Below are 14,027 nucleotides of genomic sequence, written 5' to 3' on the forward strand. Positions count from 1 at the left end.
AACGGTCTCTCACATCATTATTGACGTTGCAGATATCTCCGGCGGATTTCCTCCATCCGCTTTCTGTTTGCACCGGAATGGAGAAGTCGTGTTCGAGAAGCGGAACGAAAATGGACTTCCTTTCTTTCGCTGTCAATATAAAACTCCACATCATCCATCAAACGTAGCAGGGGTGTCATGAACTCCACATGAATATACCGGTCATCCTCTTTGACTACCCGTGCACGATCCATGGAATAAATAATGGATAAAAGATCTGACTTTACCTCTTGCTCACTCTTTTTATATGTTAAGGGTTTCATATAACCCTTTCCCTCCACTTGAGTAGAGACGCAACCGTTTGAAGTACAAGGCGCAAGATGCCCCTGTTTCACACCCAAATATGAAGGCATACGACCAACCCCTTTCTGTGCAATCACCACCCATCCCAAAGTGAGAACACCGAGAAATCCCATTAAAATCAGCCCTGTTGTCACCTTTTTCTCACCCTTTCTCTGAGATAGCACTCTTCCAAGATAAAGTTTTTCCTTCCTTCTCTTATGCCATACACCGGAAATCATGTGATTCTTCCGCCTTGAACCGATATAACCCATATAGATTTGTATTACCATTGCCCATCGCTTTCCTTCCCCGGTACAATGAACAGGTAGACAGTAAAAGGAGGAAACCTGCTGTGACACAGAACCGATCCAAGCGATTACATAAAAAGGCAACAGATGTAATTGTGGGAGGTGTAAACAGCCCCTCCCGTTCCTTCAAATCCGTCGGACTCAACTACCCGATCTACATGAAAGAGGCCAAAGGAGCTTATTTTTGGGATGAAGATGGAAACCGGTACATCGATTACCTAGCTGCCTTCGGTCCCATCATCCTGGGACACGCACACCCTCAGGTCACAGAAGCTTTACGGGAGACTGCCGAGAAAGGCGTTCTCTACGGAACGCCCACAGAAAAAGAAATACAGTTCGCTCACATGATACGGGAAGCGATTCCCTCCTGTGAACAGATCCGTTTTGTCAACAGTGGAACAGAAGCCGTTATGAGTACCATTCGTCTGGCCCGTGCCTATACAAAACGGGAAAAGATCATTAAATTCGCAGGCTGTTATCATGGTCACTCCGATCTTGTATTGGTGGCAGCGGGATCAGGCCCTTCCACACTGGGAACTCCTGACAGCGCAGGAATTCCCCAAAGCATTGCCAACGAGGTGATCACCGTACCCTTTAACAACCCAGAAGCCTTGAAAGAAGCCCTTGAACGTTGGGGAGATCAAGTAGCTGCTGTTCTGGTGGAGCCCTTGGTAGGAAATTTTGGTATCGTAGAACCGGCACCGGATTTCCTTCGGTTCGTAAATGAACAGGCTCATGCAGTCGGTTCCCTAGTCATCTATGACGAAGTGATTACCGCCTTCCGTTTTCATTATGGAGGGGTACAGACACTGTATGATGTGGAACCTGACTTAACAGCTCTGGGGAAAATTATTGGGGGAGGATTGCCAATCGGAGCCTATGGTGGACGACGGAAGATCATGGAGGAGGTAGCTCCCATGGGTCCCACCTATCAAGCGGGTACCATGGCAGGAAATCCACTCTCCATTTCATCGGGAATCGCCTGTTTGAAAGTACTTTCCCAGCCTGATATTTACGACGGAATGAACCGAAAAGGTATGGTTTTGGAAAAAGGCCTTCTCTCTGTTGCACGATCTGTGGGAATTCCAGTGCAGGTCAACCGAAAAGGTGGAGCTCTCACCCTTTATTTCACAGAGCATCCGGTGATGGATTATGAAGGGGCACAGCAAGCAGACAGCAAACAGTTCGCCTCCTTTTTTCAGGCGATGCTCCGTCAGGGAGTTTATCTGGCGCCTTCCAAATACGAAGCTTGGTTTCTCACCATCGCTCATTCCGACAGCGATGTGGAGTATACAATCGAAGCTAGTGAGAAAGCTTTTAAAGAATGTATCAGAGCTGTTGAATAGCCAGAAAACCGGTGGAAAAATGAGAGTCGTGTACTGCCAAAGCAATCTTTGCCATCCTACCCAGCGGAAAATCTGGAGAAGGCAACATGGTTCCTTGTGATGCTTCCGAACGGCTTTGCCCTGCCCGGCCGGAAGATTTGGAGCGGCCCGTTTTTCTTTCTTGCTGGATGGCTAGCCGAGCGTGGTAGTACACGCCTTTCTATCCCATCATCGGCTAATCAACACACCTTTAGAATGTATATAAGAAAAGGGGAATTCCATTGTCTCAGAAACCATTAACCATCTACGAGCGGATCGGAGGGGAGCATGCCATCACCCGAATTGTAGAAGCCTTTTATCCGCGGGTACAAAAGAACCCGCTTTTAGCTCCCCTTTTTCCTGAAGATATTCAACCAGTGATGGAAAAACAAAAGCGATTTCTCACCCAGTTTTTCGGGGGGCCCCCTTTATACAGTCAGCAACATGGACATCCCCGCCTTCGCGCTCGGCACCTTCCCTTTCCCATCACTCCCAGTCGGGCCGAGGCCTGGCTCCATTGTATGAAAGAAGCCCTGGATGATGCTGAGATTCAGGGTGAAGTACGACAAGAAATCTGGAGTCGTCTGTGTTTTACCGCCAGTCATATGGTCAACACTCCAGAAGAAAATCAATGAGCGATCTCTCACCCATCAACCCCTTCTCCTATTGTCGGAGAAGGGGTTGATGGGTTCTACTAAATTCAGTAAATGTTGTACGCTCGGAGAGATGCGGATCGGTTCAACCTTGCCTGACGGAAAACACCACTCCCCTACTTTGTCAACCATCTCAAGACTCCTCTTTTTCTAGACTTGTTTGTCCTTCCCCGCGAACCCATTGAAAAAAAACATATCCCAGTGCGATTCCATAAGTGATCTCCTGTAAAATCTTCATAATCACTCCCCCGAACTGTTGGTCATCGATGGGAGAAAGAACCGGAAACAGAGTGCTCGTTTCATGAAAAGAGAGAAAAAGAAGATGATCGGCAAAGATAATCAGAGCACATGCAGGGGTTAACAGCATTCCAGCGGCGGCAATATAAGCTAGCTTAAGTAACGGTGTCAAGACGGATTCTTCCTTAAGAGGGGTCATAACCGGCCACCACATGAAAAAAGCGGCAAGAGTCAAGACCCCATGGGAAAAAAGATGGTATAACTCATTTCCCATTAAAAAATCAAAGATTCGTGGAATATGGTAGAGAGAAAACAATCCATTAAACAAAACCAAAGTAATGATCGGACGTCTTCTCCAGTTCGTCCCCTTTTCAATCCATTGGATTACCAGGATCTTACGCCATATCCATTCCGGGATTCCCCGGATGATCAGCGGTGGCATTATCAGGTAGAGAAGCGATTGTTGCAACATATGGATACTGAACAGCTCATGTCCAATTTCGTACAGCGGACTCCCCAACGCTAGGTAAAAGATTGTCAGACCTGCCATAAAGACAGCTTTCGTCCCAGGTTTAACAAATGATTCTTCAGAATCCACCCCTTCTCTATTCCGAGTTACGACCAAATAACAGACTCCAAGAGCCAAAAGCAACACATTAAGCTTCATATTCCATAATCCGGAAGTAAAGAAAGCTTGAATCAATTTCTCCATCCAGCCCATTCCCCCTTTCTCTGAAAGATTATCCGTGTTACCTGAAGAAACAACTTGACACCACAGGTCCGTTTGGAGTGAACCAGCGCTCAAATCTTTTTGCATTCCATTTGCAAACGATGGCAACTGCCACTTTTGAATATCCGGTTAAGGGATCATTCCCATCAGATAAACCACGGTAAAAATAAAGATCCATACAACATCAACAAAATGCCAGTAAAGGCTGGCCACATAAAATTTGGGGGCTGTATGAACCGTAATCCCTTTTTTCCTTCCCTGAATCATTAATCCCAGAATCCACAGGACTCCAAAGAGTACATGCCCTCCATGTGTCCCCAAAAGAAGATAAAACGAAGACCCAAACGCACTGCTGGTAAACGTGTGTCCTTCATGTGCATACTCCATAAACTCGTACACTTCCAGTCCCAAAAAAACAGCTCCCAACAGGATCGTAATCCCAAACCATTGCAACAGCTTTTTGAGTTGGTTCGCATGCATTCCCATAATTCCGAGGACACTGGTCAGGCTGCTGGTTAAGAGAATAAGGGTAGCGAACGCTACCATCGGCATTTTGAATAATTCATAAGGAGTGGGACCATTCATCGTTTCTCCTTTCAGAGCCAAATAGGTCCCAATCATCGTGGCAAACAGAGTGGTTTCCGCCGCAAGAAAAAACCAGAATCCAAGGATTTTATTCTTCCCTTCCAAGGTTGCTTTTTCAGGTTCAGCAGGTAATCCCGCCACCGAAGCTGTCTGCTCTTCGATTCGCATTAACTTTCCACCCCATTCCATTCATCCGGTTGAATATGGTAACCATGATCCTCTTCAAAAGAGCGGACAAACAGGATAATTGCCACACCAATCAATCCCAGAAAGCCCACCTGCCAACTGTGAAAGACAAAACCCAAACCAGAGATAAAAAAGCTCATTGCCATCAGAAAAGGAAGGTGATTCGGGGATGGCATATGAATGGGTCCCAGTGGTTCTGCCGCCTTTAACGTTCCGTCTCCTTCATACTTTTCCAGCCACCAGGGGTCCAATCCCCGTACACGGGGAATCTGCGCGAAGTTATATACGGGGGGCGGAGAAGAAATCGCCCATTCCAGTGAGCGTCCATCCCAAGGGTCGGAACCGGCAGGCTCTCCCTTTCGGAGAGTAAGCATAATGTTGTAAAGCAAGGCTAAAACCCCTGCTGTCATCAGAATCGCCCCTATAGAACTGAGCAGATTGCTCATCTCCAGCTCATACCCTTTCATATAGGTAAAGATCCGACGGGGCATGCCGAACAAACCAAGGAAATGTTGCGGAAAAAAGGTGAGATGATGACCCAGGTAGAAAAGCCAGAAGTGAGCTTTTCCAAGCCGTTCGTTAAGCAAGGTTCCAAACATTTTGGGCCACCAGAAATACAGGCCGGCAAAAAATCCCTGAATGGTCCCTCCAATCAATACATAATGAAAATGCGCTACAACAAAATAGGTATCATGAACTTGCAGGTTAGCTGGAACGACAGCCAGCATGACACCTGTCACACCGCCCATGACGAAGGTGACGATAAACCCGGCCGCAAAAAGCATGGATGTTGTAAAGCGAATCCGTCCTCCCCACATGGTAAACAGCCAATTGAAAATCTTGATTCCCGTGGGTACTGCAATCGCCATCGTTGCAATGGCGAAAATCGTGTTTGCAATCGGCCCCAAACCGACCGTAAACATGTGATGAACCCAGACCATGAACCCTAAAAAACCAATCAAAACTGTGGCAAAAACCATGGAGTTATATCCAAACAGACGTTTCTTGGAAAACGTACTGATTACATCGGAAAAAATCCCAAAAGCAGGAACCATAATGATATACACTTCCGGATGACCAAAAATCCAAAAAATATGTTGCCAGATAGTGACGTTTCCCCCACCACTTATCGCGAAAAACTTGGTGTCAAACAGCCGATCAAACATCATCATAAACAGCCCTGCCGTCAGCGGAGGAAAAGCGAACAGGATCAAAATAGAAGCCACAAAGGTCGTCCATGTAAACAGAGGCATCCTTAGGTAACTCATCCCCGGAGCCCTCATATTTACGATTGTCACCAGAAAATTGATCCCGCTGATCAATGTCCCGATTCCTGCAATTTGCAAACCGAGCACATAGTAGTTGATCCCCGGTCCCGGACTGTAATCATTTAATGCCAGGGTAGCGTAGTTGGTCCAGCCCGAATCCGGAGCTCCGCCAAACAACCAGCTTAAGTTTAAAAGCAATCCTCCCGCAAAATACAACCAAAAGCCCAACGAATTCAAAAACGGAAACGCAACATCTCTGGCTCCAATCTGTAATGGAACAATCACATTCATTAACCCAAACAACAGAGGCAATGCAACCAAAAAGATCATGGTCGTCCCGTGCATCGTCAATACTTGGTTATAAAAGTCTCCCGTCAGCAATTGGTTATCAGGAAACATCAACTGAATCCGAATCAAGAGAGCCTCCAATCCGGCAACACCGAAAAAGAATCCTCCTGCCAACAGATATAAAATTCCTATCCGTTTATGGTCTACCGTGGTAATCCATTGCCAAATCCAGCTTTTTTGCATGCGTTCTAAATATTCCCTGTTGTATCCTCCTGTCAATATCGCACCGAGGAATAGGGCGAATACAATAATGACAATTAAAGTGGCCAAGGTGCTCCCTCCTTTATACGAAATGCGCTGGACAAAACCTCACTTCAGGGTTTCCAGGTACTCAACCATCGCCTCAACCTGTTGATCCGTCAGATGATCAAAAGCAGGCATCCGATTCCCCGGTTTAATCCCTTGAGGATTTTTCAACCAAGACTTCAGGTTTGCACGATTGTTATCCAAGACGCCTGCAATACGGGTTCGTTCACTAAATGCAGTCAGTTCAGGAGCTGTCCTGCCAAGCACTTTGTAACCGGCTCCCCGGATCGCATGACAGCCGATACAATTCTGAGCAAACAAGCGGCGCCCTTGTTCTGCCTGCTTATTTTTCGGAGTCGAATCAGGTGTGACTTGTGAGGCAATCCAGTCCTCAAAGTCTTCCGGTTGATGAGCAACCACCCGAAAGCGCATCAACGCATGGGAAGCTCCACAAAGTTCTGTGCATTTCCCTTCATAAATTCCAGGCTTATCCGCTTGCAATACCAATCGTGTCGTCCGACCGGGAGTTAAGTCCTCTTTCCCACCTAAGCTCGGAACCCAGAAAGAATGAATGACATCATGTGCTTTTAAGATAAATTCCACTTTCTTACCTGTGGGAATATGAACTTCATTGGAAGTGGTCACTTTATAATCGGGGTATTCAAATCCCCACCAATATTGATATCCAATCACATTAATCCGGATGGAATGATCCGGGTCCGGCTTTTTATTCAAAGTGAACGTGGTAGAAATCGTTGGAATGGCAAGTACGATTAACAAGAGAATTGGAACCGAAGTCCACAAAATCTCCAGCTTTTTACTTCCAGCTACCTGTTCCGGAGGGTCTTTCTCTTCATCTCCGGGACGTTCTCTATAACGCACAACCACATATATGTAGATAACGGCCACCACAATCACAACAAATGTCATGATGCCAGTGCTGAGATAAAGCAGATTTAATTGCACCTTTCCGACCGGCCCCTGTGGGTCCAAGACAGACATGTTATGCTTTGCACATCCTGTAACCCAGATGAATATCATCAACAGACAGGCCACAACCCACTTGGCCGGTAAATAACGTTTCATTTATATTCACTCGCTTTCATTCCCTATTATGGTTTCCATTTGTTAAAACTAGGAGGAAAACAACCAAACCAACGCTGTTAAAGGAACGAAGGCACACCAGAGAATAGTGACATGAAGCCATCCAGGAGACATCTTCCATTCATGATTAAGCTTCCATAAGCGTATCCAAATTATGCAAAAACAGAGACAAAAAAATACCCTCGCCGCCCGGCGAGGGTTTCATAAGGAGATTAGCTTTTGTCACGTTCACTTTTCTTCTTTCGAATAGCCCATGCCAGACACGAAAGCCAGAAAACAGAGAGAGATCCATATACCGCGTAATGCCAAATTTCCGGAATGATATCCACTGTGGAGAGTAAAGTCTGGGTGTTGGTAGTGATGATTAATCCGCCCACCAATACTCCCAATAGATACGAAGGGATTACTCGAACAAACCATGCTGCAATCGGTGCAGCTACAATGCCACCGATCATCAACACGCCCACCCACAACCAGTCAATATCTTGAAAGCCAAGAGAAATCAGAAAACCTAAAGAGGCCGAAACAGCAATGGCAAACTCACTGGTGTCTACAGAACCAATCACTTTCCTCGCTTCCATCCCCTTGTGGGAGAGAAGAACTGGTGTAGTCAACGGTCCCCAACCACCACCGCCGGTTGAATCAAAAAAACCTGCAAACAACCCGAGAGGAATAGCCCAAGTACCCGGTTTACCGGTATGTTTTTTTCGGACTGAACCCATAAAGAGGAAACGGTAAATTACATAAAATCCTAACAAAAACAAAAAGGCGGAAATAAATGGCTTTACCGCTTCCCCTTTCAAGCTGCTCAGAAAACAGGCTCCTGTAAAAGCGCCAATGGAACCGGGAATCATCAACCGTTTCACCACTATTTTATCAATATTTCCAAATTTCCAATGGGAAACGCCGGCAGCTGCTGTTGTTACCACTTCCGCAATATGAACAGAAGCAGAAGCGACTGCTGGTGCAATACCAAACATCAGCAGGAGTGAGGTGGATGTAACGCCATAAGCCATCCCAAGAGATCCATCGATTAATTGTGCGACAAATCCGATAAAAGCGAGGATGATCAGCCTTTGCATGAGCCCTTTCCTCCCTGAAGCGCAGTTCAAATACTGGACATCATCCATCTTTGCAAACGATATTAGCATCCTATGCATCATAAAGAAGACGCGTTCTGGAGGAAAAGATGATCGCCATAAAAAAGACCCCTGTAAGGGTTTCCTGTGATCCACAAAGCGGGCTGGAGGTGTTCGATTTTCCTTCGCATCTCTTTCCTTTAGCAAAGAAAACTCCCTGGAAATCACCCCCTCTTTTGTTGAAAGTCTCAGACTCCTGTAAGGGCCGACCAAAACAAAAACCTCTCGCTTTGAAAGCGAGAGGCCGTTTTGATTATACGAGAATCGCAACTGCCACAGCACAGACAACTCCAATAAAGAGCCCTGTAACCATAAAAGAAACCGTCACTGCATCCTTCTTCAAGTCCAGATGCATAAAGGTAAACAGTTGCAGGAAAACCTGTACAGCCGCCAAAACCAAGATCAGAGGAATCACCCAACCTTGTGGAACGATATTCATCGCCACGGCTGCAAAGGCAACAGCAGTCAATAAAATCATAAGGGCAAAAGATGCCACATATTTCAACCCGCTGTCCTGCTTGCCAGTCTGGGCTTGTGTTGGTTGTGTATTAGCTTCCATCTCAGCTCACCTTCCCCATCAGGTAGACCACAGTGAAAATAAAGACCCACACTACGTCCACAAAGTGCCAGTAGAGGCTGGCCAGATAGAATTTCGGAGCCATGTCTAGATTTAATCCCCGTTTGCGTGCTTGGATCATCAGTGTAGTGATCCAGGTAACCCCAAACAACACGTGGGCTCCGTGGGTTCCGAGCAGGGTATAGAAAGCAGACCCAAATGCACTGCCGGTGAAGGTATGCCCTTCATGAACATACTCTACAAATTCATAAATCTCCAGACCCAGGAAGGACAGACCCAGCAATACCGTGACACCAAACCAGAACATCATCTTTTTGTAGTTGTTCTGATGCATGCCATGTACACCGATCACACTGGTCAAACTACTGGTCAATAGGATCACCGTGGATAAAGCTACCATTGGAATCTGATAAAGCTCCTGGGTGGTTGGACCATCCATCGAAGATCCCCGCAACGCAAGATAGGTTCCGAAGAAACAGGCGAACATGACCGTCTCGGCACCTAGTAAGAGCCAAAAGCCGAGAACTTTATTGCGCCCTTCCATGGTTGCCCGCTCCGGATGAGCAGGCAAACCCGCCGAAGCGTCTGTACGGTCAACCTGAGCACTCATTACACACTCGCCCCTTTCTCCGTTTTTTCAATTTCGTCCGTCTCAATATGATAACCGTGATCCTGTTCAAAAGAGCGCATAAACATGACCAGGAACACAAAGATCAATCCCAGCGCACCCACTTCATTTGACCGGAAGACAAAGCCCAAACCGGAAACAAAGAAAGCTAGGCTCATCAAAAATGGCAAATGGGTGTTGTTCGGCATATGGATCGGACCGACCGGTTCTGCCGGTTCCAATTCCTTTTTCCCATTCATTTTCTCATGCCAGAAAGCATCCAAGGCGCGAACTTTGGGCAACTGGGCAAAGTTGTACACCGGTGGCGGAGAAGTGATCGTCCATTCCAGTGTCCGTCCGTCCCATGGATCATTACCCGCAGGCACGCGATTGCGATAACTGTAAATCACATTGATCACCAAAACAACTACAGCCACCGCTTGCAGGAAGGCACCCACCGTACTGATCTGGTTGATCAGCTCCACTTGGTCTTCCGGCTGATAGGTAAACACCCGGCGCGGCATTCCGAAAAGTCCAAGGAAATGCTGGATAAAGAATGTCATGTGGAAACCGATAAAGAAGAGCCAGAAATTTAATTTGCCCAGCTTTTCATTCAGCAAGTAACCGAACATTTTGGGCCACCAATAGTAAACCCCTGCCAAGATGCCAAAAACGGTTCCACCAATCAGAACATAATGGAAGTGAGCAACAACGAAGTAACTGTCATGGTATTGATAGTCCCCTGGAGGTGAAGCCAACATGACACCGGTCACACCACCGAGCACGAAGGTCGGGATAAAACCGACTGCATATAGCATCGCTGTCGTGAAGCGGATCTTTCCTCCCCAAAGGGTAAACAGCCAGTTAAACACCTTGATTCCGGTTGGAACGGCAATCGCCATGGTAGCAATCGCAAAGATTGAGTTGGCGACAGGGCCCATACCGACGGTAAACATATGGTGCACCCAAACCATGAATCCAAGAAAACCGATCAACAGGGTAGCAAACACCATTGATGTATATCCGAACAGACGCTTTTTGGCAAAAGTGGAAATTACTTCAGACATTATTCCAAAAGCGGGCAAAATCACAATATACACTTCCGGATGCCCAAAAATCCAGAACAAATGTTGCCAAATCACAGGGTTTCCGCCAGCCGCCACATCGAAAAAGTTGGCACCGAAGAGCCGGTCAAACATCACCAGAAACAAACCAGCCGTCAACGGCGGGAAACCAAACAGAATCAAAGCGGAAGATACAAACGAGGTCCAAGTAAAGAGCGGCATCCGCAGGAAGGACATCCCTGGTGTCCGCATGTTAATAATGGTCACAATAAAGTTCAGACCACCAATCAGGGTACCAATCCCTGAGATCTGAAGACCGAGGACATAATAGTCAATTCCAGTTCCCGCGCTGTACTCATTTAATGCAATCGGTACATAGTTGGTCCAGCCGGAGTCAGGTGCATTCCCAAAGATCCAACTGAGATTCATCAACAATCCACCGCAAAGAAACAGCCAAAAGCCCAACGCGTTCAAAAAGGGAAATGCAACATCCCGTGCACCGATCTGAAGTGGGATTACAGCATTCATCAGCGCAAACAGCAGTGGCATGGCCACAAAGAAAATCATGGTGGTACCGTGCATGGAGAGAAGTTCGTTAAATGTCCGACCCACCATAAAGTCATTATTGGGATAAAAAAGCTGCGTCCGCATCAGCAGTGCTTCAATACCACCAATGACGAAGAAAATCGTACCGCCGATCAAATACAAAATCCCGATTTTTTTATGGTCCACTGTCGTAATCCAATCCCATAACCAATGGGATCTAAAGCGGGCCAACATCTGTTTATTGTACCCTCCGGTCAATATCGCGCCCAAAAACAAGGCGAACACGATAAGGACAACGATCGTAGCCAAAGGTATTCCCTCCTCCATTCAGTCCTGCCAGGCAACCGATTGAGGTTGATTCACCGGCGATCCTGTTTATTCCAAACTCTCCAAATACGCTTTCAGGTTGTTCATATCTTTTTTGTTCAAAAAGTCAAAGGATGGCATGTAAGTGCCTGGTTTAATTTGGTCCGGATGCTTCAGCCATTTTTCCATGTTTTTATCATTGTTTTCCAACAGTCCGGCGATCTTATTGCGCTCGGAAATTCCGGTCAGGTTGGGAGCTTTATCGCCTTTTGTCTTCAATTTCGTACCATCAATGGCATGACAACTCATACAGTTCTGAGAGAAAACCTTTTTACCGGCCTCTTGCTCAGCTGTTTGAGGTTCAGAGGACGGCTTCTGCCTTTTTGCCACCCACTGGTCAAACTTCTCTTGCTCTTGTGCAACCACTTCAAAGTTCATCAATGCATGACTGGCTCCGCAAAGTTCGGCGCAACGTCCGGCATAAACACCTGGCTCTTTCGCATCCAACCACATGGTGTTGGTCTGTCCCGGAGTTAAATCCTGTTTACCACCCAGTTCCGGAACCCAGAAAGAGTGCACCACATCGTCAGAAGTCAGTTCAAAGTGTACCTTCTTTCCGACAGGAATGTGGAGCTCCTGGGCGGTTTTGATCCCCAGTTCCGGATATTCAAATTCCCACCAGTATTGGTGAGCTGTCACCTTTACCTTTAAAGCATCTTTCTCATTAGGCGTCTCAGCCAAGGAGAAAGTCGTGCTCAAAGTGGGAACCGCCAGAATAGCAAGCAGTATAATTGGAATGATAATCCATAACATTTCCAATTTCATGCTTCCTTCAACCTGCTTGGGGATGCTGTTATCTCCCGGTTTCTGACGATAACGGATCAGAACATAGACGAAGATGATCATAACGACTGCACATACAAAGGTCATAATATAAATCGCCGTCATAATCAGATCGAGATTCATTTCACCGGCAGTGCCTTTGGGATCAAAGACGGACTTTGCCGGTTCCTGACACCCAGTCAACATCAGGGCAAATATAGCGAATGTAGATAACAGAAGCGCTAAACGTTTCCCTCGACTCATACCCGTTTAACCCCGCTTTCTCTCATTAAATCATAAAAAACTAGCAATCATTATTTTATATCAAACAACGCCGCCAGACCTTGAAAAGATATCTGATCGGCAGTTGAGCGCACCATTACGCCCGCCTTCAGTCCCTTATCTGAAAAGCACCGGATCGATTAACATCGTCACTTGCATCAGAGTCAGGTAGAGAAGTGAATAAAGGAACATCTTTCGTGCCCAGCCTTCATCATCTTCTGAGGACCAGCCGGCAAGGGCCAGATAAAGCCAAACGCCTCCCAGAATCAAAGCCATCATCAGATAAAGCCAACTTACCACTCCGGTACCGAAGAGGAAAAGCGAGACCGGTAACATCAGAGCGACGAAGAAAAGCGTTTGCCTTCTGGTTTCCGCCATACCTTTTACCACTGGCAACATGGGAATCCCAGCCGAACGATAATCTTCCACCTTCAGCATCGCCAAGGCATAAAAGTGAGGTGGTTGCCAGACAAACATAAACAGGAACAAAAGCCATGCTGACAGATCCAAAACCCCTTCCACTGCCACCCAACCAATGAGTGGAGGGATGGCTCCGGAAACGCTGCCTACGATCGTGTTCCAAACAGTCGTCCGCTTTGTCCAGATTGTATAAACAAAAACATAGGCAAAGAATCCGATTGCTGCCAAAAACCCCGACAAAGGGTTGACGAAGGCCACCAATACAGCTACGCCCGCCAGCCCTAAAAGAATACCCATCCAGAGGGCAGTTTGTGGCCGAATCCTTCCTGCAGGAATGGGGCGGCTTTGTGTTCGTGCCATGAAAGAGTCTATATCACGATCAATATAGTTGTTGACCGTACACCCACCAGCGATCACCAAAGCCGTCCCCAGAAGTGTAGCTATCAAGAGGGCAAGACTGAACGTATCATGACCGGCCAACCAGAATCCCGTGAACGCCGCCATCAGATTGGAAGCGTTAATTCCCGGTTTGGTAAGAACCCAATAATCCCTCCAACTGGCTTTGGCCACCGTTTCTGGTCGAGAATCCTCTGCAAGAAAGCTTTGAGATGATTGCTGCGTCATGGGTCGTTCCACAGTACCCCTCCTTTCTATGGACCAGGCCACTAAAGTTATATACTGACCATTTAGGGACTCGGCGGCACCCTTCATCCATCGGATGTTAAGTCCTGTTACCATCCAAAAAGCTGTGGAAGGACGACAAAAAACTGCGCTGGAAATCCTCCGTTGAAAATCTCGTTCCTCTCACAGGAGATCCAGCGATCATTCCCCGGCGATCAAGATGAAGTACTTCTAACGCCGGATTCCTTCTTTTTATTTTCTTAAAAATGGAAGTCAAGAAACAGGACAAAACA

The 14,027-nt window shown here is 46.8% G+C and carries 14 protein-coding genes; 2 read left to right on the plus strand and 12 right to left on the minus strand.

The features are described 5' to 3' along the window. Nucleotides 1–17 precede the first annotated feature (17 nt). Nucleotides 18–476 carry a DUF1499 domain-containing protein gene (locus FN782_RS10870; RefSeq protein WP_185956232.1) on the minus strand — a complete coding sequence of 153 codons (459 nt, stop codon included), beginning with the start codon at nucleotides 474–476 and terminating at the stop codon, nucleotides 18–20. Nucleotides 477–673: 197 nt separating this feature from the next. Here FN782_RS10870 and FN782_RS10875 point away from each other — a divergent pair, with 197 nt between their 5' ends. After that, complete coding sequence (locus FN782_RS10875) at nucleotides 674–1,975, plus strand: glutamate-1-semialdehyde 2,1-aminomutase (protein ID WP_142505833.1); 1,302 nt, start codon at nucleotides 674–676, stop codon at nucleotides 1,973–1,975. Here FN782_RS10875 and FN782_RS10880 read toward each other — a convergent pair. Then, nucleotides 1,959–2,168 carry a hypothetical protein gene (locus tag FN782_RS10880; RefSeq protein ID WP_142505834.1) on the minus strand — a complete coding sequence of 70 codons (210 nt, stop codon included), beginning with the start codon at nucleotides 2,166–2,168 and terminating at the stop codon, nucleotides 1,959–1,961. The two genes, FN782_RS10875 and FN782_RS10880, sit on opposite strands and share 17 nt — an antisense overlap. Before the next feature lie 67 nt (nucleotides 2,169–2,235). Between FN782_RS10880 and FN782_RS10885 the strand changes: the two genes are divergently transcribed. After that, the gene (locus FN782_RS10885) at nucleotides 2,236–2,628 is read left to right on the plus strand and encodes a globin domain-containing protein (RefSeq protein WP_142505835.1); all 393 of its coding nucleotides are present in this window, start codon (nucleotides 2,236–2,238) and stop codon (nucleotides 2,626–2,628) included. A gap of 151 nt (nucleotides 2,629–2,779) precedes the next feature. Here the strand turns inward: FN782_RS10885 and FN782_RS10890 are convergent, their stop codons facing one another. The 10 genes from FN782_RS10890 to cyoE form a co-directional block, all read right to left on the minus strand. Beyond that, complete coding sequence (locus FN782_RS10890; RefSeq protein ID WP_185956233.1) at nucleotides 2,780–3,595, minus strand: cytochrome c oxidase assembly protein; 816 nt, start codon at nucleotides 3,593–3,595, stop codon at nucleotides 2,780–2,782. 147 nt (nucleotides 3,596–3,742) lie between these two features. Next, nucleotides 3,743–4,366: a cytochrome (ubi)quinol oxidase subunit III gene (locus FN782_RS10895; RefSeq protein WP_142505837.1), complete on the minus strand. Its 624-nt coding sequence runs from the start codon at nucleotides 4,364–4,366 to the stop codon at nucleotides 3,743–3,745. After that, entirely contained in the window at nucleotides 4,366–6,183 is a 1,818-nt protein-coding gene (gene ctaD / locus FN782_RS10900; RefSeq protein WP_142505969.1) for a cytochrome c oxidase subunit I, read from the minus strand. The genes FN782_RS10895 and ctaD (FN782_RS10900) overlap by 1 nt, the downstream gene beginning before the upstream one ends. 126 nt (nucleotides 6,184–6,309) lie before the next feature. Further along, nucleotides 6,310–7,332, minus strand: coding sequence for a cytochrome c oxidase subunit II (coxB, locus tag FN782_RS10905; protein ID WP_142505838.1), 1,023 nt, complete (start codon nucleotides 7,330–7,332; stop codon nucleotides 6,310–6,312). A gap of 230 nt (nucleotides 7,333–7,562) precedes the next feature. Then, nucleotides 7,563–8,432, minus strand: a complete 870-nt coding sequence (locus FN782_RS10910) for a sulfite exporter TauE/SafE family protein (RefSeq protein ID WP_142505839.1) — start codon at nucleotides 8,430–8,432, stop codon at nucleotides 7,563–7,565. A gap of 310 nt (nucleotides 8,433–8,742) precedes the next feature. Continuing rightward, nucleotides 8,743–9,048, minus strand: a complete 306-nt coding sequence (locus FN782_RS10915) for a cytochrome C oxidase subunit IV family protein (protein WP_142505840.1) — start codon at nucleotides 9,046–9,048, stop codon at nucleotides 8,743–8,745. A gap of 1 nt (nucleotide 9,049) precedes the next feature. Beyond that, the gene (locus FN782_RS10920; protein ID WP_142505841.1) at nucleotides 9,050–9,676 is read right to left on the minus strand and encodes a cytochrome (ubi)quinol oxidase subunit III; all 627 of its coding nucleotides are present in this window, start codon (nucleotides 9,674–9,676) and stop codon (nucleotides 9,050–9,052) included. Further along, nucleotides 9,676–11,517, minus strand: a complete 1,842-nt coding sequence (ctaD, locus tag FN782_RS10925; RefSeq protein WP_246064934.1) for a cytochrome c oxidase subunit I — start codon at nucleotides 11,515–11,517, stop codon at nucleotides 9,676–9,678. Before ctaD (FN782_RS10925) ends, FN782_RS10920 begins: the two co-directional genes overlap by 1 nt. Nucleotides 11,518–11,658: 141 nt before the next feature. Next, on the minus strand, nucleotides 11,659–12,675 hold the full coding sequence (coxB, locus tag FN782_RS10930) for a cytochrome c oxidase subunit II (RefSeq protein ID WP_142505843.1): 1,017 nt from the start codon (nucleotides 12,673–12,675) through the stop codon (nucleotides 11,659–11,661). A gap of 135 nt (nucleotides 12,676–12,810) precedes the next feature. Beyond that, nucleotides 12,811–13,749: a heme o synthase gene (gene cyoE, locus FN782_RS10935; protein WP_142505844.1), complete on the minus strand. Its 939-nt coding sequence runs from the start codon at nucleotides 13,747–13,749 to the stop codon at nucleotides 12,811–12,813. Nucleotides 13,750–14,027: the final 278 nt, after the last annotated feature.

This window comes from Melghirimyces algeriensis, assembly GCF_900182565.1.
Lineage (GTDB): Bacteria > Bacillota > Bacilli > Thermoactinomycetales > DSM-45169 > Melghirimyces > Melghirimyces algeriensis.

Excerpts from the sequence above, each read along its gene's own strand:
- FN782_RS10890 (WP_185956233.1), bottom strand. The coding sequence starts at position 3,595 with ATGGAGAAATTGATTCAAGCTTTCTTTACTTCCGGATTATGGAATATG.
- FN782_RS10895 (WP_142505837.1), bottom strand. The coding sequence starts at position 4,366 with ATGCGAATCGAAGAGCAGACAGCTTCGGTGGCGGGATTACCTGCTGAA.
- ctaD (WP_142505969.1), bottom strand. The coding sequence starts at position 6,183 with ATGCAAAAAAGCTGGATTTGGCAATGGATTACCACGGTAGACCATAAA.
- coxB (WP_142505838.1), bottom strand. The coding sequence starts at position 7,332 with ATGAAACGTTATTTACCGGCCAAGTGGGTTGTGGCCTGTCTGTTGATG.
- FN782_RS10910 (WP_142505839.1), bottom strand. The coding sequence starts at position 8,432 with ATGCAAAGGCTGATCATCCTCGCTTTTATCGGATTTGTCGCACAATTA.
- FN782_RS10915 (WP_142505840.1), bottom strand. The coding sequence starts at position 9,048 with ATGGAAGCTAATACACAACCAACACAAGCCCAGACTGGCAAGCAGGAC.
- FN782_RS10920 (WP_142505841.1), bottom strand. The coding sequence starts at position 9,676 with ATGAGTGCTCAGGTTGACCGTACAGACGCTTCGGCGGGTTTGCCTGCT.
- ctaD (WP_246064934.1), bottom strand. The coding sequence starts at position 11,517 with ATGTTGGCCCGCTTTAGATCCCATTGGTTATGGGATTGGATTACGACA.
- coxB (WP_142505843.1), bottom strand. The coding sequence starts at position 12,675 with ATGAGTCGAGGGAAACGTTTAGCGCTTCTGTTATCTACATTCGCTATA.